Raw genomic sequence first — 24222 nt, 5'->3', positions numbered from 1 at the left:
CTAGTTATAATTACAACTCTATTATATCAAAAAGACGACCTCTTGCGAAGTCGTCTATGCTGCAAATTTGCATTATCTTCTATATAGCCTGTGTCATAAAGCTACGGCTTTCCAACACCTTAATCATGGCTTCTGCTGTATCAAGGGCTGTAAAGAGTGGGATTCCTCCTTCAATAGCAGAGCTTCGAATGACCTGACCATCGCCATCCGCTACCCGTTTTTTACCAACCGTATTGATAATCGCCTGAACCTTACCTGCTCGAACAAGACTTGGAATATCTTGATAAGCTGCATCGCCCAATTTGCCAACAGTTGTCACGGATAGTCCCTTAGCAGCCAGATAGGTAGCTGTACCTGCCGTGGCCAGCAGACCATAGCCTAGTTCATGGAAGCGTTGGGCAAGTCCAAGAGCTTCTTCCTTGTCTTCATCCGCAATGGTAAAGACTACATTACCAAACTCAGACAGATGTTGATAGCTTGCTTCAAAAGCCTTATACAGTGCTTTTTCCAACGTCAAGTCTGATCCCATAATCTCACCGGTTGACTTCATCTCTGGTCCTAACAAACTGTCAACTTTAGCCAATTTTGTAAATGAGAATACTGGTGCTTTGACGTGCACTTGCTTGCTCTCAGGATAAAGACCGTCTTGGTAACCCAGTTCCGCAAGGCTTTGTCCCAAAATCAATTTGGTTGCAACCTGAGCCATTGGAATGTCTGTGACTTTGGACAAGAATGGCACCGTACGACTGGCGCGTGGATTGACCTCAATGACATAGACTGTTTCATCCTTAATAACAAACTGGATATTCATCATACCGATGCAGTTAAGACCGATTGCTAATCGTTTAGTGTAGTCTGCAATGGTCGCCTGTACCTCTTTAGACAAGGTTTGTGGGGGATAAACTGCCATAGAGTCACCTGAGTGAACCCCTGCGCGCTCGATATGCTCCATAATACCTGGAATCAAGACATCCTTACCATCTGAAATGGCATCCACTTCACACTCACGACCGATGATGTAAGAATCCACCAAAACTGGGTGCTCTGGCGAAGCCTTGACCGCCGTTCTCATATAAGAACGTAGGTCTGCTTCATTTTCGACAATTTCCATAGCACGACCGCCCAAGACATAAGAGGGACGAACAAGTACTGGGAAACCAATTTTGCGGGCCGCTTCTAGTGCTTCCTCTTCGTTGGTTGCGGTTTGACCTGGTGGCTGTGGAATACCAAGGTCTTTCAGGGCTTTTTCAAATAAATCCCTGTCTTCAGCTCTATCCAAATCCGCTACTTGCGTACCCAAGATTGGAATGCCTGCTTTTGCCAATGGCTCTGCCAAATTGATGGCTGTCTGTCCACCAAACTGAACGATAACCCCTTTAGGCTGTTCCAAATCGATGACATTCAAGACATCTTCCAAGGTCAATGGCTCAAAATAAAGCTTGTCCGAAACTGAAAAGTCAGTAGACACCGTTTCAGGGTTTGAGTTCATAATGATGGCTTCGTAGCCAGCGGCCTGAATAGCTTTTACAGAATGTACCGTCGCATAGTCAAACTCTACACCCTGACCGATACGAATTGGACCAGAACCCAGCACCAAAACAGATTCTTTCTCCGAACGGATGGATTCATTTTCCCACTCATAAGTTGAATAGAAATATGGCGTAGCACTTTCAAACTCAGCCGCACAAGTGTCCACCATCTTGTAAACGGGTACAATCTTGTGGTCTGCTCTCAGTTGACGGATGTAGGATTCTGTCCGTCCCCAGAGTTCCGCAATCTTGCGGTCTGCAAAACCGTATTTCTTGGCTTTTTTCAATAAGTCGATATTATCGTGATTGATTGCCAATTCCTGCTCGATTTCCAAGATGTGCAATAGCTTGTCAAGAAAGAAAACATCAATTTTTGTCAATTGAGCCAATTCTTCTACTGTATAGCCACGGCGAAGGGCTTCTGAAAGATAGAAGAGTCGGTCATCTTGAGCCTTGACAATCTTTTCAACCAATTGGTCATCTGTCACTTGGCTGAGTTCTGGCATTTCATTGTGATAAACACCAATTTCCAAAGAACGGCAGGCCTTGAGCAGACTTTCTTCGATGTTACGACCTATGGCCATGACCTCGCCAGTTGCCTTCATCTGGGTTCCAAGGCGACGCTCCCCTTTTTCAAACTTGTCAAATGGGAAACGTGGAATTTTTGCCACAACGTAGTCAAGTGCAGGCTCAAACATGGCATAGGTTGTTCCTGTAACAGGGTTGACCATTTCATCCAAGGTCAAGCCAACCGCAATTTTTGCTGCCAATTTGGCGATAGGATAACCTGTCGCTTTCGATGCCAAGGCAGAGGAACGGGACACACGTGGGTTTACTTCAATGACATAATATTTGAAACTATGTGGATCTAGTGCCAACTGCACATTACAGCCACCCTCGATTTTGAGGGCACGAATAATGCTGAGGCTGGCATCACGCAGCATCTGGTTTTCAATATCCGAAAGCGTCTGCGTTGGGGCAAATACGATAGAATCTCCTGTATGAATTCCCACAGGGTCAAAGTTTTCCATGTTACATACGACCAAGGCATTATCAGCCGCATCGCGCATCACTTCGTATTCGATTTCCTTGAAACCAGCAATGGAACGCTCAATCAAACACTGGGTCACTGGTGACAATTTTAGACCATTTTCTGCAATTTCTTGCAGTTCTTCTTCATTGGCACACATACCACCACCAGTTCCACCCAGCGTGAAGGCTGGACGAACGATGACAGGATAGCCGATTTCCTTGGCAAATGCCAAAGCCTCGTCAACTGTCGTCACAATCGTTGACTCAGGAATAGGCTGATTGAGGTCTTCCATGAGTTGTTTGAAGAGGTCGCGGTCCTCTGCCTGATCAATTGCAGACAGTTTAGTTCCCAACAGCTCAACTCCAAGCTCATCTAAAATACCAGCCTTGGACAATTCCATGGCCATATTAAGACCTGTCTGACCACCCAGGGTTGGCAAGAGAGCATCTGGACGCTCCTTCCGTAAAATCCGTGTGACAAATTCAAGCGTAATCGGCTCAATATAAACCTTATCCGCAATTTCCTTATCTGTCATGATGGTCGCAGGGTTTGAATTGACCAGGACAACGCTATAACCTTCTTCTTTCAAGGCCAAACAAGCCTGAGTTCCAGCATAATCAAACTCCGCAGCCTGACCGATAATAATCGGACCAGACCCAATCACCATAATTTTCTTAATATCCGTACGTTTTGGCATAATGTATGATACAAAGCCCGTTAAGAGGACAAAGCGAAAATAGGAAACGCGACGCTGATGCTTCAAGCATCCAGACGACGTTTATCTTTTTCGCACAGTCCTTAGGGCGTGTTCGAATAGGAAAATTCGAACCTGTATCTTCTCCTTTCTATTCGTCAACTCACAGGTTGACATTAAATAAGATAAGTCCGACGCAGTAAGGTTTAGCTCGATATTAGGTAAACCTTACTGCTAGTGCAAGGGATAGCCTGACCTCCATAGAGGCAGGCGTAGGGAAATGAGTTGCTTGCAACCATTGACCTGTCCCTTGCCTTTCTATTCGTCAACTCACAGGTTGACATTAAATAACTGACATTCGGCAATAAAGTGTTTTCTAAATTGTAAACAATAGATTTATTATCTTGCCTGGAAGCCATCCATCAAATCCATAAATTCATCAAAGAGATAGCTAGCATCATGTGGACCAGGTGCTGCATCCGGATGGAATTGAACAGAGAAACCTGGATGGTACTTATGGCGTACCCCTTCCACTGATTTGTCATTGATTTCCTCATGTGTAATCATCAAACACTCTGGCAAATCTTCACGAGCCACAGCATAACCGTGGTTCTGACTGGTAAAATCTACTCGACCAGTCGCGATTTCACGAACAGCATGGTTAAAACCACGATGTCCGAACTTCATCTTATAAGTTGTAGCACCATTGGCCTTGGCAAAGAGTTGGTGCCCCATACAGATACCAAAAATTGGAATTTTTCCAAGAATGCCCCGAATCATGTCCAAAGCTTCTGGAACATCATCTGGGTTACCAGGACCGTTTGACAGCATGACACCGTCTGGATTAAGAGCCAATATTTCTTCTGCTGTCGTATCGTAAGGAACAACCGTCACATTGCAATCGCGTTTTGCTAATTCACGAAGAATAGAATGCTTCAAGCCAAAATCAACCAGCACAACACTACGTCCAATTCCAGGCGCAGGATAGGCTGTTTTGGTAGATACTTGCTGAATGTTATTAGTTGGCAAAACAGTCGCTCTCAGCTGATCCGTCAAATGCTCAACGGAATCACCAACATTTGCTAAGGTGGCCTTCATGGTACCGTGTTTGCGAATAATTTTAGTCAAGGCGCGTGTGTCAATTCCAGAAATAGCTGGAATTTTCTTAGCCTTTAAAAATTCATCCAAGTTCATCTGGTTACGCCAGTTACTTGCCCGACGAGCCCATTCACTAACCACAACCCCCTTACAGGTCGGATTAATGGATTCATAATCATCTCGATTGATCCCGTAATTTCCAACTAAAGGATAGGTAAAGGTTAAAATCTGACCATTATAGGACTGGTCTGTGATTGATTCCTGATAACCAGTCATTCCAGTCGAGAAAACCAACTCACCAGTCACATCAATATCAGCACCAAAGGCCTCACCTTCAAAAATAGTACCATCTTCCAAAATTAAACGTCTTTTTGACATAATAATAAGATATTAAGGGCGTTAAACGGACACAGTCAAAATAGGAGTTTGACCAAGAACGTTTGCGTTCGAGGAAAAACTATCTTTTTGACCCAGTCCGTAGCCCGAATTCAGTTACAAATCCGAGCAACAGAACACCCCTTCTCCTTTCTATTCGTCGCCTCTCTGGGCGACATTAAATAAGATAAGTCTAACAAATTTCTAACTGCTCAGTTCTAAGATACCTTAACAGCTTACTTTTAAGCCTTACCATTAACAATAGCTTCCAAAATCGCCATTCGGACAAATACACCATTCTGCATTTGTCTGACGATGCGTGATTTTGGTGCCTCTACTAAATGGTCATCAATTTCTACATCACGATTGACAGGGGCAGGATGCATGACAATAGCCCTGTCTTTCAAGCGCTTGTAGCGTTCTTCAGTCAAGCCATGCAAGCGATTATAGGTTTCTTTCGAAAAACCACCATCACCATCATGGCGCTCGTGTTGCACACGAAGCAACATCAAGACATCTACTTTCTCAACAATATCATCAATATTCAAATGTTGACCATAAACATCAAATTCCTCTGCATACCACTCTTCTGGCCCAGCAAAGTAAATTTCAGCGCCCAAACGCTTCAAGATTTGCATATTTGACTTAGCCACTCGTGAATGCGTAATATCACCAGCAATGGCAATCTTCAAACCTTCAAAGGTTCCAAATTCCTCATAAATGGTCATCAAATCTAGCAAGGACTGGCTTGGATGTTGCCCAGAACCATCACCACCATTGACGATTGAAGTCTGAATGGTAGGGCTATCAATCAACTGCTTGTAGTAATCTACTTCAGAGTGGCGAATAACACAAATATCAACTCCCAGAGCTGACATAGTCAAAATCGTATCATACAAGGTTTCACCCTTATTGACCGAACTGGTACGCGCATCAAAGTCAATCATGCCCATATCCAAACGAAGCTCTGCCATTTCAAAAGACTTATGGGTCCTAGTCGAATCCTCAAAAAATAGGTTGGAAGCATAATACTTCCTATCCAACTCTACCCGCTCCCCATTTTTGAAAGCAATTCCTCTCTGAATAAGCCCGAGCACTTCCTCATTTGAAAGAGTTTCCATAGTAACCAAGTGTTTGAGTGAAACTTTACCATTTGTAATTGTCATGACGATACCTGCCTTTATGATATAGATGTAGAATATTGAGTTGAAAAATAAACGACTAAGCTCCCTCGACTAGGAGGACAGAATCCTGACCATCGATTTCAGCCATGTGAACGATGATTTCTTCCGAACGGCTAGTCGGAATGTTCTTTCCAACATAGTCCGCTCGAATAGGTAGTTCTCTGTGACCACGGTCAACCAGAACAGCCAGACTAACACGAGCTGGTCGCCCCAAGGAAACTACGTTGTCAATAGCCGCACGAATTGTTCGCCCAGTATAAAGCACATCATCCACCAAAATAACATCACGATCATTCACATCAGCAGTCATGTTTGTCGTATCTTCTTTGACTTTTACATCATCACGGAAAGGCTTGGTATCCAATTCACCCAGTGGAACATCAATCCCCTCTAACTGTTTCAGCCTTTCCTGAATACGTTTAGCAATGAACACCCCGCGGGTTTTTATACCTGCCAGAACAATATTATCCAAATTTTTGTTCCGCTCGATAATTTCATAGGTGATACGGGTGATGGCCCGTTTCATGGTCATATCGTCAACGATTTCTTTTGTCTTCATAAAGACCTCCAAAAAATATAGAAAAAGTCCCCTTTTACAAGGAGACCATGAAAATATAGGCCAGTATTTAGACTAACCTGCTTAACACACTACTCCTTGTCTGCCTCTCTGGACAGGATTTAAAGGATTGATTAAGCAAAGTATAGCACAATTTTTCTACCCGGACAAATTCTTTCTGTAAAAATTTCGAAAATCTTCGGATTTTGCTGAGAATGTTACCTGTTTAGCAGATTACGACGGACAGTGACGGATTTTACACCAGTCAAAACAAAGCCAAAAACCAGATAGGCCACGAAAATCGTGCCTGCATAGGTCAGTACATAAGGCCATCCATATTTGGGAACATTGAGGAAGAAATAAGCAAAGGGACTGTCCTTAGCATCAGGGATAGGAATTTTGATAAAAAGACCATTAACAAGCCCAAAAATCATGTAGAGAACTGGTAAAAGTGTCCACCAAATCGGGTCAAACCACTTGTACTGTTGCTGACGGTCGACAAGTAGGGTATCTAACAAGAAATAAATCGGAACAATATAGTGGCATAGCATATTTTCCACTCGCCAAAAATCATCTGCAAGAGGTGCCAACATCAAGTGATAGACCACACAGGTAATCATAATAGACATGGTTACCGCAGCCTTTATACGAAGAAAACAAGGAGCCTGTAAATCCTCACCCTTCTTCATGGCAAGCACCATATAAACCGCAAAGATAGATACCAAGAGGTTTGAAAGCACCGTATAGTACATAAGCATACCGATACCGTACTTTACAATTTCCAAGACAGTTCCTGTAATAGCCAAAACTGCCAACAAGCACCGACTATAGAATAAAATAGTTTGATTCTTCATATTATCCTTTCAAAAATGACAAAAGACTGGATGGACCAGTCCTTTCTCTTAGATTTTTTTCACAAATTCTGATTTTAACTTCATGGCACCAAAACCATCAATCTTACAGTCGATATTGTGGTCACCCTCAACGATACGGATACCCTTCACGCGTGTACCTTGTTTCAAGTCTTTAGGCGCACCCTTGACTTTCAAGTCCTTAATCAGAGTTACCGTGTCGCCATCCGCCAAACGATTACCGTTCGCATCAATTGCAACAGGTCCACTTTCTTCCTCAGCTACATCTGCTGGGTTCCACTCATAAGCACACTCAGGGCAAACCAATAGGGCGCCGTCTTCATAAACATATTCAGAATGACATTTTGGACAATTTGGTAAAGTTTCCATATTTTTTCATACTCCTTACATTTTTATCGTCTACTAGTATAGCATTTCTTGGGGAAATGGGCAAGATGAACAGGTTTTCATCAGCCATTTGACTTGCGTAGTTTTTCAAGTGTTTCCTGGAAAATAGCTGGCGCTTCTGCCGTAAACTCCACTACTTCCCCAGTTCTCGGATGGGTAAATCCAAGCGTTCTGGCATGGAGAAACTGACCATGTCCCTTTAGTGTCTTTCTAGGACCGTAGGCCTCATCCCCTGCTACTGGATGACCGATATAAGCCATATGGACACGGATTTGATGTGTCCGTCCAGTTTCCAAGGTCAATTCTAGCAAGGTGTAATCCCCAAAACGCTCCAAAACTTGAAAACGTGTCACAGCTTCTTTCCCTTTGGCTGTCACAGCCTGTTTCTTGCGGTCTTTCTCAGAACGCCCAATCGGTGCTTCAATCATTCCACGGTCATTTGGCAGATTGCCATGAACAATCGCCCAATATTTACGAAGCGACTTTTTGTCTTTTAATTCAGCAGCCAGCTTTGTATGGGCATCATCATTTTTGGCAATCATGAGTAAGCCAGATGTATCCTTGTCAATCCGATGGACAATTCCAGGTCTAAGAACACCATTGATACCTGACAAATCCTTAACATGATACAAAAGCGCATTGACCAGTGTACCAGATGTGTGACCCGCAGATGGGTGAACAACCATCCCTTGAGGTTTATTGACCACAGCCACATCCGCATCCTGATAGACAATTTCTAAGGGAATGTCTTCTGCTACATAGTCAATTTCTTCTACTTCTGGCACCTGATAGGTTAGGATATCACCAGCCTGCACACTGTATTTGGCTTTTTTAGGCTGGCCATTAACCAAAACCTGACCATTTTTAATCTGTTCATTGGCAACTGAACGGGACAAATCTGTCAAATCCGCCAAGGCCTTGTCCAAACGAATACCACCAATCTCAACTCTTACTTCCATTACTCTCTTCTTTCATGATACAAATAAACAAAATTCCTACACCGACAGACAAACACATATCCGCCACATTAAATACTGGGAAACTGATAAAATCCAAGTGGAACATATCCACTACATAACCAAGACGAATTCGATCAATAAAATTCCCCAAGGCCCCAGAAATCATCAAAGCCAAGCTAAACAAGGTCCACAGGTTACCCTTGATTTGCTTCACATAATACCAAATCAAACCGGTCACAGCTGCGATTGTTACAATCGTGAAAAACCACTGCTGATTTTGTAAGATAGACCAAGCCGCTCCATAATTTCGCAAATAGGCTAAACTCATAAATCCTGGAAGAAATGGCTCAACCGTATCTAATTCAATATTGGCAACTGTCCAAGCCTTGACAAGCTGGTCAAGACCTATCAAAACAACTGCCAGAATTGGAAATCCAAACTTTCTCATACTAACCTTTCTTCGCATCAAAATATTGATGCATCATTTCAATAAAATCTAAAGCACATTGGCTTAATTCTCCATCAGCTCGTTTAACATAGACCATGCGATTATCAATTTGATCTTTAATTGGAATGACCGTAATCCCGTTCACACTTTCACTATCTAGGAAGCCAGAGCCTGTCGCATAGGCATCGGTCCGCTCCAAAATACCATTCAAAGTGGCACGATCTGTTACATCAAAAGTAACAGACGAGTCTGACGTATCAATTAGATTTTCAGAGTAATAAAGATAAGCTTCTTTTTCCTGAGTGAATCGCACTGTCGGAAGACCAACTAAATCATTCAACTCAACCTCAGACTTGCTTGTCAAAGGATGGTCTTTCCGAATATAGATATGTGTTTGAAAGGCTATCAGGTCCTCCACTTCTAACTTGAGCTTTTCCAATTTCTGCATAATGCCTTTTGTATTGCGACCATTCAGATAAATAATCCCTAGTTCGCTATATCCTTGGGCCACTTCATCTAAAATTTGAACCGTTGTTGATTCAAAAATTCGGAGATTTTTGTACTGAGGATGTTCCTTTGAGAATTCTGTTATCAACGGTGGTAAAAAGTCATAGTGCTGACTGGAAATGGAAAAAATCTTTTCCCCTTCTTCAGGTTGCAAATAACGATTTTCAAATTGGTCAAAGCCCTTAACCAAAGCTTGAGCTTTTTCGTAAAAATCCATGCCCTCTTTGGTCAGAAAGGTTCCCGAACTTGTTCGGTTAAAAATTTGAAAACCAATCTCTTTTTCCAAGTCACGAATGGAAATGGACAGACTAGGCTGGGACACATACATTTTCTCTGCCGCCTCTCGAAATGTACCACTGTTGGCAATGGCAACAACGTACCGTAATTGTTGAATATTCATTGTCATGTCCTTTCTCAATTCTTATCTTTCTATTATAACACAGATTAGATGCAACACGATGAGTAAATTCCATTAGTCTCACGATTCCTAGTGTCAATTTACTGGGCAATACGTCTACTATAATGTTCTTGGGTACCAAAACAAAAAAACAGGCCTTCCGAAAACTCGGAAAGCCTTGTAATGTAAGGTTTTTAGCACAATCTTACCTGTCTTGTACTCAATATGCCCTCATTCACCAGATTTACCTTGTAGGTCTGGTTTCTTGCCGACTTCATAAACTATACCGCCAATTTTGACAGTTTCCATACCTGGCTTCTTATCTCTGTTCATTCTTTACCTCTTTTATTGATAATAATGATTATTTGAGTTATAATTTAAGTAAGAAATAGAGGTTTTCCATCTCCCCTTGAAACAGCTTGCTGCGGTAGGAGGTGGGACACCTTTATTTTTCTTTGGGTTTAATAATATCAATAACTTTATCCGACTTTTTGATCAATGCTGTATTCAATCCGCGACGTCCTGATTTATAAACCTTATCAAGCAGCCCAAAGATTTCAGCTTCGGATAATGGAGTGTTTGTAATGTCAAATACAATGTTTTCAGCTTGTTCCTTGGCTTTTTTTGAAGCGTTATCAAAGACATTTTTACCACTTCCTGAAATTTTTTTCAAATCAAACTTTACACCATCAACTAGATAATCAGGGGTAGGGATATTTTTAGGATAATTGACCCTTGGAACTATTTCAACATGGCGACCTAAAAGCTCAGACAGCCATTGTGCTGTCTCCTTTTCTTTTAGACTATTATCTAGCACAACATTACGACCATCCAATTGATATTTCTTACCGCCTTTATATTGCTTTAAACAACAAAAAATGAGAGAACGAATTTCGTCCTCTCTAGGTGTTAGCTTTTCGTCTACCCACTACAGTTGACAAAGAGCTACTGTTAAGCCATTTTCAGACTTATTTTGCGATTGGGTAAACAGATACTTGTTTCTTATCGCGACCTTTACGTTCAAAGCGTACAACGCCTTCTACTTTAGCGTAAAGAGTGTCATCTCCACCACGACCTACGTTAGCTCCTGGGTAGATTTTAGTACCACGTTGGCGGTAAAGGATTGAACCACCTGATACAGTTTGGCCGTCAGCAGCTTTCGCACCAAGGCGTTTCGCTTGTGAATCACGACCGTTTGACGTTGAACCTCCACCTTTTTTGTGGGCCATAAATTGCAAGTTAGCAAGATTCAAGTTTAACATATGTTATTCCTCCGAATTTCTGTAATGATTGCTTCAAGCTACGCGATTAAGCGTTGATAGCGTTGATAACAACTTTTGTGTAAGGTTGACGGTGACCTTGTTTGCGGTGGCTACCTTTTTTAGGTTTGTACTTGAAGGTAACAACTTTTTTCTGTTTACCTTGTTTTTCAACAGTACCAACAACAGTAGCGCCTGCTACAAGTGGAGTACCCACAACAGTTTTCTCACCACCAACAAGAACTACTTCTTCGAAAGTAACTTCTTGACCTGCTTCAACGTTCAATTTTTCAACGTAGATAGCTTGACCGACTTCAACTTTAACTTGTTTGCCGCCAGTTTTAATGATTGCGTATGTGCTCATTATGCACCTCCTATGGATTTTAGGGCCTTGCCCGAATTTGATGTGAAGACTCGCCTAGTACCGTGGGACGAACCACTTTATCTTGCTCCCAAAGAAGCAACGGCATTCGTGCGGTTGCACAGGGTGTGCATAGTCAACACTCCTATTATAACAAAAACACCTGCAAATGCAAGTGTTTTGTATCATTTTTTTACATTTCAAAAACTTCGCTCTCCTGCTTGTTTGGCAAGAAAACTGAAAGAACGATTCCGACAAGAGCAGGCAATAACCAGGCTAATGATTGTCCGGCTAATGGCAGAGCTGAAATGATTGTTGAAATAGCTTTCCAACCAAATTGGCCAGCCAAAACTTCTACCAATGACAAAGCTGTTACTAGACCAACTGTCAACTGCATACCATATTTTGAAAGCGGTACAAATTTGTTGACAATGGTAATTAAAACGATACAGATGGTAATTGGATAGAGAATCAAAAGAACTGGAATAGAGAAGGCAATAATCTTACTCAAACCAAGATTGGCAATCCCAAAACCAATCAAGGTAAAGGCAGTCGCATATACTTTGTAGCTAAAACGTGGAAAACGCTCAGCGAAAAATTCACCAGAAGACACAATCAAACCAGCTGTTGTAGTGAAGCAGGTTACGATAACCATAGCGGCTAAGAAAATTTGAGCACTTGGTCCAAAAATAGCTTGAGTTGCTTGAGATAAAACATAGACACCCTTGTTCGTATCTGATGCCAAAACATCTGCTGGGACTGGGAAGTGATTTCCAAGGAAGGCCAAACCAACATAAAGCGCTGAGAAAGCCAAGGCTACAATAAGGCCTACTGACCAAATGGTAGATATGTATTCCTTTTTACTTGAAAAACCAAGTTGTTTCAAGGTATTGACAGCTACCACACTAAAGGCAACCGCCGCAAGAGCATCCAAAGTGTTATAGCCTTCAATAAATCCTGTACCAAAAGCCTGTCCAGCTGAGTAAGCTTCTGCTGCTGGCAGAGGACTGGTCGAACCATACTTGATAGCTCCTAGAACAACCAAAATAACAATCAAAATAGCGAATACTGGTGTCAAAATACGACCAATACTATTCAAAATCTGAGATGGATTGAGGGCAATCAGGTAGGCTGCCACAAAGTAGAGAGCCGTAAAACCAAATAACCAAATTCCAAGGTTTGCTTCGCCCAACAATGGCGCAATACCAATTTCAAAGGACGTTGTAGCCGTACGCGGAATGGCAAAGAAAGGACCGATGGACAAATACAAGGCAACAAGATAAACCGTTGCAAAGGCAGGCGAAATCTTGCGTGAAATCTCATGTGCATAGCCTTTGGGGTTCAATGTTCCGACAATCAAGGCAATGACGGCAATACCGACACCCGATACAACAAATCCTAAAATAGCTGGCCAGAAATTCTCACCAGATAAGACACCAAGTGCAGGCGGAAAAATCAAGTTTCCTGCACCAAAAAACATACCAAACAGGAGTAGACCTGTTAAGGCTCCTTTTTTCATAACTCCTCCTTTGTTAGAAAAAATATTTGTGAAAAACTATTATACCATACAAATCTTGCTTTTCCGAGCAAGTTGCAAAAAATCCAGCTTTCGCTAGATTTTCATTATATTTTTGAAAAATATTTTTGTTTCCTTACAATAAATCAGCAATCAAACTATCCACTTCATCCTGCACTTCTTCTTTCGGTGTGATTTCAGTGACGATAATCCCAGCCACAGCTCGTTCTACCAAACCTTCTACATCCATGCGGGCTTCGTATTGCTCGACATTTTTAATCTTAGGATTAGTCTTTGGACGGTCTGGTGCAAAGATGGTACAGCAATCCTCAAATGGCTGGATGGAAATATCGAAGGTATCAATTTCTTGAGCAATGTCTATGATTTCCAACTTGTCCATGGTAACGACAGGGCGGATAACAGGCGTACTAGTTACTGCATTGATGGCCTGCATAGATTCCAAGGTCTGACTTGCCACCTGTCCTAGACTTTCGCCATTGATAATAACCATAGCACCACGCTCTTCACGAACTCGGTCTGTAATTCGCATCATGAAACGACGGGTCAAGGTCATCAAGTAGGCTTCAGGGGCCTTTTCCTTGATTTCCTCTTGAATTTCTGTAAACGGCACTTCGATAAAGGTGATATTGCCACCAAAGGCTGTCAGTTTACGGGTCAAATCATGGGCTTTTTTAAGGGCACCTGGGCTGGTATATGGAGGGCTAGCAAAGTGAAGCGCTTCAATTTCCACACCACGTTTTAGGGCCAAATAACCCGCAACAGGCGAATCAATACCACCTGATAACATAAGCGTTCCTTTTCCAGATGTTCCAACTGGCAGACCACCTGCTCCCTTGATTTCTTCATGGGAAATATAGGCTGCATCAGGACGAATTTCCACTCGCAGCGTAATATCTGGCGACTTCATCTGCACCTGTACATTAGGAATGGCTGTAAAAACCGCATCCCCAAGAACTTGGTTGAGGTCACGACTGTCCAATTCAAAACTGTGGTCGCTACGACGTGCCGCAATCTTGAAGGTCATCCCTTCCTTGTAAATAGACTGCATAATCTCCACAACCGCTTCTTTCAAGGCTGGAACTGACTTTTCAATCTTATAAGACGGTGCAAAATTTTGGATACCAAAAATCTTCTTCAAAGAAGCTGACACTTCCTGATAATCCGCCCCATTCAAATAGACATGACCACGGTCACGGTCAAAATAAACGGTCACTTCTGGATAGACTGAAAGGACATGCTTGATATTATTGCGGAGTTTGTTGACAAACCGCATCTTGTTTTTCCCTTTGGTTGACAATTCGCCATAGCGAATCATAATTTCTGAATAGTTCATACTACCTTACTTTCTGTGTATTGTGATAAATTTGCTTGAAAATGGTGAGAAATTGCTCGATTTGCCCCATGTCGTTATCATCGTCTAAGCTGATACGGACGGCAGTTTGAGCCAACTTCTGCGGAACACCCATGGCAATTAGTGTACCCGCAGGTTTCCCTGCCTTAGACGAGCAGGCCGACGTGGTCGAAATATAAATCTGGTGGTCTTCAAAGGCATGGACGATGACTTCGCCACGAATGTTTTTAATCCCGAAGGTCACAATGTTGGGCACGAAGTCCTCTAGTCCAGAAAAGACTGTCACATCAGCATACTTCCCCAATTCATCCACCAGGATCTGCTTCATAGCTGTCAGTCGCTTCTGGCTTTCTACTGCTTTGTCCAAGGTCAAGCGGAGCGCCTTAGCCGTTGCAGCGATAGCAGCCACATTTTCCGTGGTTGAGCGTTTGTCGCTTTCCTGTCCCCCTCCTGTCAATAGCGGAGCAATTTTCTTGCCTGCTTTGACATAGACGAAGCCTACTCCTCTGACAGAGTGGAATTTGTGACCTGAAAAACTAGCAAAATCAACTCGGTCTGTCAGATACTGTTCCGTTGGCACCTTGCCGATTGCCTGCACCGCATCCACGTGGAAGGAGATGGTCGGTTTATCAGCTAAGAGCTGGGAGATTTCCTGAATGGGCTGAATGGCACCAATTTCATTGTTGACGGCCATGACAGAAACCAATGTGGTATCTGGACGAATCAAGCTTTCTAAGGCTGAAACATCCACAAAACCTTGGGCATTGACCGGAGCCAAATCCACCTCAAAACCTTGGGTTTTGAGCCATAGAGCTGACTCCTTTACCGCTGGATGCTCAATAGCTGACACAATGATGTGCTTGCCCAGATGTGCCTTTTCAAAAGCCACGCCCTTGATGACCCAGTTATCACCTTCTGTACCACCTGAGGTGAAAAAGATTTCCTTGCTGTCCTTGCCGAGAAGCTCTCCTATTTGCTTGCGAGATGCCTCTAAAATCCGTGTCGCCTGGCTACCCAGGTTGTGCAGACTAGAGGGGTTGCCCCAAATTTTTGTCGCCACTTCCGTATAGGTCTTCAACACTTCTGGGTATACCTGGGTCGTGGCTGCGTTGTCAAAATAAATCATTTCTTCATTCCTTTGTTTGCAATAGTCCTATTTTATCACGTTTTCATGCCTTTCGCCAATCTTTAAGATAGTTTTAAACTTGGTTTTTTATGACGGACTTGGAGGATAGCACATGAAATCAACAAATAGAAAAGAACATGGTTCTGCCTTAACAAAACTACAAAAGTTTTTAACCTTCATCGGTTCGATTTTAGGAATTATTACTGCTTGTATTACCATTTATACCTTCACTGCAAAATCAACAGTAGTCAGTACTAGTCCTAGTAGCTCGATAAGCTCATCCAGTTCTACTAACACTAATACATCTTCAGCAGTTAGCCCAACCATCAATATACAAGCACCAACAAGTTCAAGTACTGAAACGACTGCTCCTAGCCAAACTGAAACTAGCTCTACAGTAGATCACAGCAGTTCGTCAACAACTACAGAAACTTCATCTAGTCAAGAAATCCAAACAAGTATAACAGATACAACGAGTAGTACAGAAAACTCTACTGAAGCATCCACAAGTTCTTCCCAAGAATAACCAGATAAATATTTGCACAACTGCTCTTGGTTTGATATACTCAATCTAGGAGGTGCTGTATGAAATATTTTATTCTTAGAATACCTATTTTAGTTTGGTTATTGTTATTTTCATTCATTGAAATCTTCCTGCTAGCATCATTTTTACCAGAACCGTTTAACACCAATTCTCTTCTTCCCATAGTTATCTTATCTAGCTGTGCAGTTAGAGTATCGAACGAAGTCAAAGAAAGAGATGGACAATACACTCCATTCAAAGAGTTATGGTGGGCGGTACTTGCTTGGATTATCTTGGGTATCCTTTTCGGATTGACTGTCCAGGCACCCCTATCAAAACACCTTGTCTTTATCATCAAAGCTATTTTGGGTGGAATAGGCTACCGCCTTATTGAGCGCTATACCGTCTATCGCTATCACTATTTACAGACGAAAAGAGAGTGGGACAAAAATCGGTAACCCGAAGGGTTCGATGAGCCGTTAGCCCAGCTCTGCACAGTTGAGTAGGGCTATAAAAGCTGATAACATCAGCGAATTAGAGCCCACTCAACCACTGCATCAAGTTTAACTATTTAGAAAAAACAGTGAGGCCAGGACTTTTGTCCCAGCCTCTTTTTAGCTTTCTAAAGTATTTTTCTTAATTCATCTATATCCTCTTGACTGGTTGACCAGCTGGTTGCAAAGCGGATGATACTTTGGTTATTATCGTATTTTTCCCAGAAACTGTAAACAATTCCTGCTTCAGTCAGTTTTGGCAACTCTTCATTTTTGACGATGACAAACTGCTGATTGGTTGGTGATTTGAAGTAGAATTGAAATCCTTTATCTTCCAAAATCTGTGTGAGTTGCTCTGCCATTGAGATAGCATGACGCCCCAATTCAAGATACAAGTCATCAGTGAACAATCGATCAAACTGGACCCCAATCAATCGTCCCTTAGCTAACAAGGCACCGTGATGTTTGACAATAGATACAAAATTCTTTGGCTGATTATTCTTTGTAAATACAAGAGCTTCTCCCAACAAGGCACCAAGTTTTGTCCCTCCGATGTAGAAGACATCTGTCAGCTCTGCTATGGCCTGCAAATCAAGATCCGTATCGCGTGCAGCAAGACCATAACCCAAGCGAGCACCGTCTAAAAAGAGCGGAATATTGTGCTGCCGGCAAACTTGGGACAAGTCTTCCATCTCTGATTTGCTATAAAGTGTACCATATTCAGTCGGGTGGGAAATATAAACCATACCTGGATGAACCATATGGGCATGATTAGCATCGGCATAGAAATCCTTGATGAAGTTATCAACCTCACTTGCCGTTATTTTCCCTTCATGATGCGGCAGTGTCAACACCTTGTGTCCAGAAAATTCAATGGCGCCAGCCTCATGTGTAGAAATATGGCCTGTATCTGCGGCAATCACACCCTCATAAGAAGCTAACATTGAAGAAATAAGGATTTGATTGGTCTGCGTACCACCTGCAAAAAAAGTAACCTGTGCGTGAGGACAGTTAGTCGCAAGTCTAATTTTTTCGATAGCAGATTGGGTATATTTATCCGTTCCATAGCCAGATAAACCTTCTTGGTTGCTAGCAACCAAGGCTTCAAGCAGGACTGGGTGAGCACCTTTGTTGTAATCATTTTCAAAATGTAACATCTCACAACCTCCGTAATTAATAAAACAAAAAAGCCTGTTCATTCAGGCTTAAAACTTATCCACCCTGAGGGAATCGAACCCCCATCTCAAGAACCGGAATCTTACGTGATATCCATTACACTAAGGGTGGAAAGGAAAAACTTGCACAAGGCAAGTTTTTATATGAATTACAATTCAATGTCACCGAAAAGGTCAGCCATTGAGAAACCAGATTGTGTTTCTGGCAATTCGTAATCACGTTTTTCTTCACGTTTTTGACGACGTGGACGTGGAGCACGTTTTTCAGCTTTTTCTTCGCCTTCAGCAGCTGCTGGACGCTCTTCCAAAGCTTTGATAGAAAGTGATACACGCTCATCAGCTGCATTTACTTCAAGAACTTTAACAGTTACTTCTTGACCTACTGACAAAGCATCTTTTGGATTTTCAACACGTTTGTGTGAAATTTGTGAAATGTGTACCAAACCATCGATACCTGGCAATACTTCAACAAATGCACCGAAGTCAGTCAAACGTTTTACTTTACCTTCGATCACGTCGCCAGCTGCCAATTTTTGCTCAACGCCATCCCATGGACCAGGCTGTGTAGCTTTCAATGACAATGATACGCGACCTTCGACTTCGTCGATTGCAAGAACTTTAACTTCTACTTCTTCACCAACAGTTACAGCTGATTTAGGAGATACGTTACGCTCGTGTGACAATTCAGTCAAGTGAACCAAACCATCAACACCACCAAGGTCGATGAAGGCACCGAAGCTTGTGATACGTGCAACTTTACCAGTTACAACTTCACCAACTGCCAATTTACCGAATACTTCTGCACGTGCTGACGCTGCTGCAGCTTCAACAACTTCACGACGTGACAAGATGAAGCGGTTCTCAGCTGGATCAACTTCTTTGATTTTAGCATCAAATTCTTGACCTACGAAACGCTCAGTGTTACGAGTGAAACGGCTGTCGATCATTGAAGCTGGGATAAATCCACGAAGACCTTCAAATTCAACTGCAAGACCACCTTTAACAGCGCGAGTTACTTTAACTGTAACAACTTCTTCTTCACGACCAACAAGTTTGTCCCATGCTTTGCGTGCTTCCAAACGTTTTTTAGATACAAGATATGTAACAGTGTCTGTATCTTTACCAACAACTTGGCGAAGTACAAGCAACTCAAGCGTTTCACCAACTTTAACAAGGTCGTTGATGTCAGCATCACGGTCGTTTGTCAACTCACGAAGAGTCAATACGCCTTCTACACCAGTACCTGAAATAGCTACGTTAGCTTGACCAGCATCAACTGTCAATACTTCTGCAGTTACCACATCACCAGGTGTAACTTCACTTACACTGTTCAACAAATCTTCAAATTCGTTCATTATAAAAAAACCTCCGACAATCAGGTCTTTCGACCCAACATAAAATATATTTTATTTAAGGCACACGCAAGGACAACAACAATTAGACATCTTTGACGAACTAGACTTTATCTAGTACCTTGACTGGGGTAGCTGGATTCGAACCAACGCATGAGGGAGTCAAAGTCCCTTGCCTTACCGCTTGGCGATACCCCAAAATATAGATACAATTCATTCTAAACACTGAGCGTTTTTAAGGGCTTCGTATCTTAGTTGAACACGGACTAAGATCCTAATGAAAAAGATAAACTTCCTTGTGTGTGGCACACTGCGTCAGTTTCCTATTTTCATACGGATTTCTTAACGTCCTTTGTATCCTGTTCAATGGAAAGAGAGGGATTTGAACCCCCGAACCCGAAGGAGCGGATTTACAGTCCGCCTCGTTTAGCCTCTTCGCTATCTTTCCATAGCACCAACAGTCACTATTCTAACATAAAATAGTGACTATTTCAAGCCTTTTAGTGACTTAAATTATAATTTTCTATGATATTTCCGACTGCTTTTTCTAATTGTTTATAAAAGCTTTCGGCATTTCCATTTTTTACCACAGCAAAATTATTTTCTGCCAATTCTGCAATCTCACCAATCAACTTTTTTCCGATAGTTAATTGATAGCCAGGATAAGTTTGTCCATTTACGATCACCTTGCTATCTTCAATTTGAATTTCAATTTTTCTATCTTTTTTTGTCATAATATCCTCCTATAGATTCAAACTACTTCCATCATTTTACAAAAAAAGGTAACAGCTTGCAAGTCAAAGCTGCTACCTAGCTATTATTACATTTCTACTTTAAAATCGTAATAGATTCATCGATCGATCTAGTATGTCCATCTTGCTTCTCATTACTCTCGCCTTGTGAGCTTAATTTGTTAAAGACCGTAAGAATTGTCTTTAGCAACAATTTTATATCCAGTAAGAAACTATATTTTTTTATATAAAGTAAATCAAACTTTAATTTACTTTCAAAATTTGATGTGTATTTTCCATATACTTGAGCATAGCCTGTTATTCCTGCTCGGACATTGTGTCTCAAATGATAAAATGGATTTGTTGCCGAGAAAGTATCTACAAAATTCGGGCGTTCGGGTCTAGGTCCGATAATAGACATTTCGCCCTTCAATACATTTATCAATTGTGGGATTTCATCTATTCTAGTTGCTCGAATGAATTGACCAACTTTTGTAACTCGGCTATCATTCTTCTTAGCCAATACTGGTCCTGTCTTCTCTTCTGCATCAACAACCATAGAGCGGAATTTCAAAATTTGGAATACTCGATTCCCAAGAGTAACCCGTTCTTGTTTGTAAAAAACCGGTCCCTTACTTTCTACTCTCAGAGCAATCACTGTCAGGAAAATCACTGGTGAGAACAAAACGAGCATAATGATTGAAATAACAATATCCATTACACGCTTAACAGCAGCTTGCTCTCTCGTCAAATAATAGGGAGAAACTTGAATGATACTCTCATCTGAAATATTAAGTAAATGGGCATTGATCGACACCGAATTCTCTACAGTAGATGTTAGATAAATCATCTTGTCTTTGCGAATGAGATAGTTGTATATTTCCTGGGTTAATATCGGATCAACTACACCTGCAATAAAAATTACATCTACTTCTTCAGCGACCTTTTTTAAATTTTCTAAGTAATTTCCCATCACAACATGAGTTACTCTATGGAGAGATTCACTAGATCGTTCAAAATTTTCTAGTGCCAAATAAACTGCCTTAGGTTTCCCAATAATTAAGACACGTCTTGTATCTACAATTTTTGAAAAATAAGTAAATATCCCGACATGGATGATAGAAGATATAATCACCCCGAAAATGAAATAAGCAAAAATAAAACCAATATCGAAGAAAAAATGCTCAATATAAATAGTACAGATAACACATAGAATTATGGAGAAGATAAATTGAACGATGAATGTATTAAATAAAATATTCGACTTGGTTTGATTATAATAAACATTGGTATCAAAGGCATTATTGATCAAAACATAAGTTAGGATGAGCCACGGAACAACGGTAATAAAGTGTTCTAATCCTTCGGGTGATAGATCAAATGAATGATTCGGTTTAAGGACTATGTAGACAGCAACTAACATCAAAGCGGCCTCTAACGTATAAATGATATTAGACCAAAAGCTATTTTTTTCTAGCATTGATAACGTCCCCCCCCCATAATTTTTGTGCAAAGGAACATATCGATTATTTTGCTTTGTTTTGAATTTGAAGTTTGACTTCTGACTATTATTTCTAAATTTTATCATCTTTTAAACTAATCTGCCCCTCTTAAAGGGTTAAATTTATCGAAATTTCGAAAATCTTTTGCACCTTGCAGCATATATTTCATGTTTTGAAACATAGAAATTTCTGGCAACATCAATTTACGTTTACGAATAGCGAATTGAAAAATGAGCAGCCAATACCAGTTAGGAGACATACGTTTGTAAATTGCACCGCGTTTTCGGCAATTTTCGGGTGTGTTGGAACGATCCCAATGTGATTCCCTCTCCTTTAGGCTGGCAATTTTTTCTGGGTAACTATAGAGTTTAAGGCCTTTCCTAAGGGCATCAAACAACAAAATTGTCTCTTCCCCTGATCCATATTGAGCACCTATTCCAAATCGCTCATCAAACAATATACCAACCTTGTCCAAACTAGATTTTTTGAAGCTAATCTGAACAGATGAAGCTCGCATGGCATCTAGATAAGACATTTCGCCTTGAGAAAGTTTAGGTCTTTTTATAGCATGATTTTCAAAATCAACATAAAAAATGATAATATCAGCATCTGGATACTCATGATAGGCTTTGTTCACAATTTCTTGATAATTGTCTACAAACACCAAATCATCATCTGCAACTTGACAAATATCATCACTTCCCGCATAAGATAGTGCCTCATTTCGACTAGCACTTAAACCAAGATCACAACTATGAACAATGGTTGCATGCTCTCTTTGTTCGACAATTGTCTCTTCCCTAGCTGAACGAGATTGATTGATTACGATAGTCTCAACTGTTTGCAAATTCATTTCTTCTAACAGCTGATCGACATTTTCATGATCCAATGTCGCAACAAGTACAACCATAAGTTCTCCTTATCTCATATTCTTCTTTTAATTGCGTTGTAGGCATAGCTGCAAAACGGTAGAATGGTCTCCCAAAATGATAGTCCTTCAACATTTCTGAATAGATTCCAGGTTCTCCTAATAGCCGCAAATTTATTTGCTGACAGGGAGTCAGAGGTCCTTCTATACAATGATAGAACCTCATCAATGCTGTATGCATAGTCTGTCACTTTTAAAATTTTCCACCATGTTGCAGTGTCTTGTCCCCTGCGCACATCGGGCATCTCAATTTGTTGTTTAGTTAACTGTTCTAAGTCCAACATAACTGTAGAAGTCCAAATAGTATGCTTCCTCAGAGCTTCTTTATAAGTTAATCGACCAGGCACATGAATAGGTGATTTTATTGCAACACCCTTTTCATTAGCAAACTGGTAGGAAGTAAATGTAAAGGCATAGGCATTCTCTAACATAAACTTCACTTGTGTCTCTAATTTATCTGGTAACCAGAGATCGTCTGCATCAAGAAAACTAATAAAACGACCACGCGCTTTTGCTACTCCAGCATTTCTGGCTACAGCAACACCAGCATTGACCTTATTTTGTAGCAGAGTAATGCGATTATCTTTACCCATTAATGACTGTACAATCGCCATAGAATTATCGTTAGATTGATCATCTACTACAAGAATCTCAAATGCTTGATAGGTTTGTGCAAGCACTGACTGAATAGTCTCTTGAATAAACTGCGCCGCATTATACATAGGAATAATAACACTAACAAGTGGCATTTCTTTTATTTTGGTCATTCTAAATCCTTTATAGAGTATTATTTGAAAAATAATTAAATATGTAGTAAGATAAAGTTCGAACTGAATTAGAAAGAAGATAAGATGAATCCATTAATATCCGTCGTTATTCCAAACTATAATCGTGGTCATATGATTGAAAAAGTCATTGATAGTGTAAATCAACAAACCTATTCCACAGTTGAAATCATTATTGTAGATGATTGTTCAACAGATTACTCTATCAACACTATCCAAGCTTTACAAGCTAATCAAAATAATATAAGACTCATCGCTCTGGAGAAGAATAGTGGTGCCAATGCTTGTCGTAATATCGGTGTCGATCATGCCAAAGGTGACTTCATAGCATTTCTCGATTCAGATGACTTCTTTCTACCTACGAAACTTGAAAAACAAATGAATATCCTGCAAGAACAGAAAGACATCGGTTTTGTAGTGACTGGTTTTGGGGCCAAAGCGATCCATAAGCTACCTGGGGGGATCATCCCCATTCAAGGAACACTAAGACAAAATGATCTTGGTGGTTTTTCTACCTTAATGGTTCGAAAAACTCTCTTCCTCCAAGTTAGTGGGCTAGATCAGGAACTTCTCAGCTGTCAAGACTGGGACCTTTTTCTGAAATTATTACAGATTAGTAAGGGATACAAAATCGAAGAAGATCTTGTCATCTACGAAGTTCAAACAGATAGTATCTCTAAAAATGCCAATAAGGTCATACAAGGCTACACTATCGTTTCAAAAAGAGCGACCTTGATCAACGAGCAACTACAATTGATTCAACCAAAAGAATTGAAAGCCTATCATGAGTACTATCTAGCTATGCGATACTTTAAATTGGAAAATATCAAACAAACTCGCAAGCATCTCCGAAAATCCATTCTAATTAGCCCGAGACCAGTTCCAATACTTTATTGGATGGTGTCCCTATTAGGATATTCAGCCTTTAAAATATTTCTAAAATTCAAATATCTCTTCATTAGAGCTTAAAATATGAGTTGTTGTCAATATTTCCTTTTCAACCAATTCATTGTATCAAAAATCCTTCGATATATCAAAGATATTGAAATAATACTTCCA

The 24222-nt window shown here is 41.0% G+C and carries 24 protein-coding genes, 3 tRNA genes and 1 other annotated feature; of the genes, 3 read left to right on the top strand and 24 right to left on the bottom strand.

The window, feature by feature from the left end:
- Nucleotides 1-79: 79 nt before the first annotated feature.
- The 15 genes from carB to PW220_RS05095 all read right to left on the bottom strand — a co-directional run bounded on the left by carB (nt 80) and on the right by PW220_RS05095 (nt 15673).
- The gene (gene carB / locus PW220_RS05165; protein ID WP_248054207.1) at nt 80-3259 is read right to left on the bottom strand and encodes a carbamoyl-phosphate synthase large subunit; all 3180 of its coding nucleotides are present in this window, start codon (nt 3257-3259) and stop codon (nt 80-82) included.
- A 396-nt stretch (nt 3260-3655) separates the two neighbouring features.
- Nucleotides 3656-4732 carry a carbamoyl phosphate synthase small subunit gene (locus PW220_RS05160; protein WP_248054209.1) on the bottom strand — a complete coding sequence of 359 codons (1077 nt, stop codon included), beginning with the start codon at nt 4730-4732 and terminating at the stop codon, nt 3656-3658.
- Between the two features lie 239 nt (nt 4733-4971).
- Nucleotides 4972-5895: an aspartate carbamoyltransferase catalytic subunit gene (locus PW220_RS05155; RefSeq protein ID WP_105117834.1), complete on the bottom strand. Its 924-nt coding sequence runs from the start codon at nt 5893-5895 to the stop codon at nt 4972-4974.
- A 55-nt stretch (nt 5896-5950) separates the two neighbouring features.
- Nucleotides 5951-6472, bottom strand: coding sequence for a bifunctional pyr operon transcriptional regulator/uracil phosphoribosyltransferase PyrR (gene pyrR, locus PW220_RS05150; protein WP_248054211.1), 522 nt, complete (start codon nt 6470-6472; stop codon nt 5951-5953).
- A gap of 215 nt (nt 6473-6687) precedes the next feature.
- The gene (locus PW220_RS05145) at nt 6688-7323 is read right to left on the bottom strand and encodes a Pr6Pr family membrane protein (protein WP_248054213.1); all 636 of its coding nucleotides are present in this window, start codon (nt 7321-7323) and stop codon (nt 6688-6690) included.
- Between the two features lie 48 nt (nt 7324-7371).
- Entirely contained in the window at nt 7372-7710 is a 339-nt protein-coding gene (locus PW220_RS05140) for a zinc ribbon domain-containing protein YjdM (protein WP_044759226.1), read from the bottom strand.
- Nucleotides 7711-7790: 80 nt separating this feature from the next.
- Entirely contained in the window at nt 7791-8687 is an 897-nt protein-coding gene (locus tag PW220_RS05135) for an RluA family pseudouridine synthase (RefSeq protein ID WP_172081767.1), read from the bottom strand.
- Nucleotides 8671-9135: a signal peptidase II gene (gene lspA, locus PW220_RS05130; protein WP_248054215.1), complete on the bottom strand. Its 465-nt coding sequence runs from the start codon at nt 9133-9135 to the stop codon at nt 8671-8673. Before lspA ends, PW220_RS05135 begins: the two co-directional genes overlap by 17 nt.
- 1 nt (nt 9136) lies before the next feature.
- Nucleotides 9137-10042: a LysR family transcriptional regulator gene (locus tag PW220_RS05125; protein WP_248054217.1), complete on the bottom strand. Its 906-nt coding sequence runs from the start codon at nt 10040-10042 to the stop codon at nt 9137-9139.
- 442 nt (nt 10043-10484) lie between these two features.
- Complete coding sequence (locus tag PW220_RS05120; RefSeq protein WP_248054219.1) at nt 10485-10874, bottom strand: CdiA C-terminal domain-containing protein; 390 nt, start codon at nt 10872-10874, stop codon at nt 10485-10487.
- 133 nt (nt 10875-11007) lie between these two features.
- Nucleotides 11008-11301: a 50S ribosomal protein L27 gene (gene rpmA, locus PW220_RS05115; protein ID WP_009909754.1), complete on the bottom strand. Its 294-nt coding sequence runs from the start codon at nt 11299-11301 to the stop codon at nt 11008-11010.
- A 46-nt stretch (nt 11302-11347) separates the two neighbouring features.
- Entirely contained in the window at nt 11348-11662 is a 315-nt protein-coding gene (gene rplU / locus PW220_RS05110; protein WP_002941330.1) for a 50S ribosomal protein L21, read from the bottom strand.
- A 36-nt stretch (nt 11663-11698) separates the two neighbouring features.
- Nucleotides 11699-11788 (bottom strand) — a sequence feature (ribosomal protein L21 leader region).
- A gap of 64 nt (nt 11789-11852) precedes the next feature.
- Complete coding sequence (brnQ, locus tag PW220_RS05105; protein ID WP_248054221.1) at nt 11853-13178, bottom strand: branched-chain amino acid transport system II carrier protein; 1326 nt, start codon at nt 13176-13178, stop codon at nt 11853-11855.
- A gap of 133 nt (nt 13179-13311) precedes the next feature.
- Nucleotides 13312-14529: a tRNA uracil 4-sulfurtransferase ThiI gene (gene thiI / locus PW220_RS05100; protein WP_248054223.1), complete on the bottom strand. Its 1218-nt coding sequence runs from the start codon at nt 14527-14529 to the stop codon at nt 13312-13314.
- A 1-nt stretch (nt 14530) separates the two neighbouring features.
- Nucleotides 14531-15673: a cysteine desulfurase family protein gene (locus tag PW220_RS05095; RefSeq protein WP_248054224.1), complete on the bottom strand. Its 1143-nt coding sequence runs from the start codon at nt 15671-15673 to the stop codon at nt 14531-14533.
- Between the two features lie 112 nt (nt 15674-15785).
- Between PW220_RS05095 and PW220_RS05090 the strand changes: the two genes are divergently transcribed.
- Both PW220_RS05090 and PW220_RS05085 read left to right on the top strand, forming a co-directional pair.
- Entirely contained in the window at nt 15786-16199 is a 414-nt protein-coding gene (locus PW220_RS05090; RefSeq protein WP_248054226.1) for a DUF6556 family protein, read from the top strand.
- 59 nt (nt 16200-16258) lie between these two features.
- Nucleotides 16259-16654 carry a hypothetical protein gene (locus PW220_RS05085; RefSeq protein WP_248054228.1) on the top strand — a complete coding sequence of 132 codons (396 nt, stop codon included), beginning with the start codon at nt 16259-16261 and terminating at the stop codon, nt 16652-16654.
- Between the two features lie 164 nt (nt 16655-16818).
- On the opposite strand, the gene PW220_RS05080 is transcribed toward PW220_RS05085, so the two are convergent.
- From PW220_RS05080 to PW220_RS05040, 9 genes are all read right to left on the bottom strand, one after another.
- The gene (locus PW220_RS05080) at nt 16819-17847 is read right to left on the bottom strand and encodes a threonine aldolase family protein (protein WP_248054230.1); all 1029 of its coding nucleotides are present in this window, start codon (nt 17845-17847) and stop codon (nt 16819-16821) included.
- A gap of 58 nt (nt 17848-17905) precedes the next feature.
- Nucleotides 17906-17977: transfer RNA gene (locus PW220_RS05075), tRNA-Arg, on the bottom strand.
- Nucleotides 17978-18014: 37 nt separating this feature from the next.
- Nucleotides 18015-19220, bottom strand: coding sequence for a 30S ribosomal protein S1 (gene rpsA / locus PW220_RS05070; protein ID WP_105117820.1), 1206 nt, complete (start codon nt 19218-19220; stop codon nt 18015-18017).
- A gap of 123 nt (nt 19221-19343) precedes the next feature.
- Nucleotides 19344-19415, bottom strand: a tRNA-Gln gene (locus PW220_RS05065).
- A 169-nt stretch (nt 19416-19584) separates the two neighbouring features.
- Nucleotides 19585-19665 (bottom strand) — tRNA-Tyr (locus PW220_RS05060).
- A gap of 52 nt (nt 19666-19717) precedes the next feature.
- Nucleotides 19718-19951, bottom strand: coding sequence for a DUF2969 domain-containing protein (locus PW220_RS05055; RefSeq protein ID WP_248054231.1), 234 nt, complete (start codon nt 19949-19951; stop codon nt 19718-19720).
- A gap of 94 nt (nt 19952-20045) precedes the next feature.
- Nucleotides 20046-21536 carry a sugar transferase gene (locus PW220_RS05050; protein WP_248054232.1) on the bottom strand — a complete coding sequence of 497 codons (1491 nt, stop codon included), beginning with the start codon at nt 21534-21536 and terminating at the stop codon, nt 20046-20048.
- Nucleotides 21537-21544: 8 nt separating this feature from the next.
- Complete coding sequence (locus PW220_RS05045) at nt 21545-22360, bottom strand: glycosyltransferase family 2 protein (protein ID WP_248054233.1); 816 nt, start codon at nt 22358-22360, stop codon at nt 21545-21547.
- A 14-nt stretch (nt 22361-22374) separates the two neighbouring features.
- Complete coding sequence (locus PW220_RS05040) at nt 22375-23145, bottom strand: glycosyltransferase family 2 protein (protein WP_248054234.1); 771 nt, start codon at nt 23143-23145, stop codon at nt 22375-22377.
- 84 nt (nt 23146-23229) lie between these two features.
- On the opposite strand from PW220_RS05040, the gene PW220_RS05035 reads away from it, so the two are divergent.
- Nucleotides 23230-24132 carry a glycosyltransferase family 2 protein gene (locus PW220_RS05035; protein WP_248054236.1) on the top strand — a complete coding sequence of 301 codons (903 nt, stop codon included), beginning with the start codon at nt 23230-23232 and terminating at the stop codon, nt 24130-24132.
- The last annotated feature ends 90 nt before the right edge of the window (nt 24133-24222 follow it).

Origin of the sequence: Streptococcus sp. 29892, assembly GCF_032594935.1 — a bacterium.
GTDB lineage: Bacteria > Bacillota > Bacilli > Lactobacillales > Streptococcaceae > Streptococcus > Streptococcus hyiners.
The sequence above is the reverse complement of the archived record's forward strand: the minus strand, read 5'-3'. Positions and strand labels throughout refer to the sequence as shown.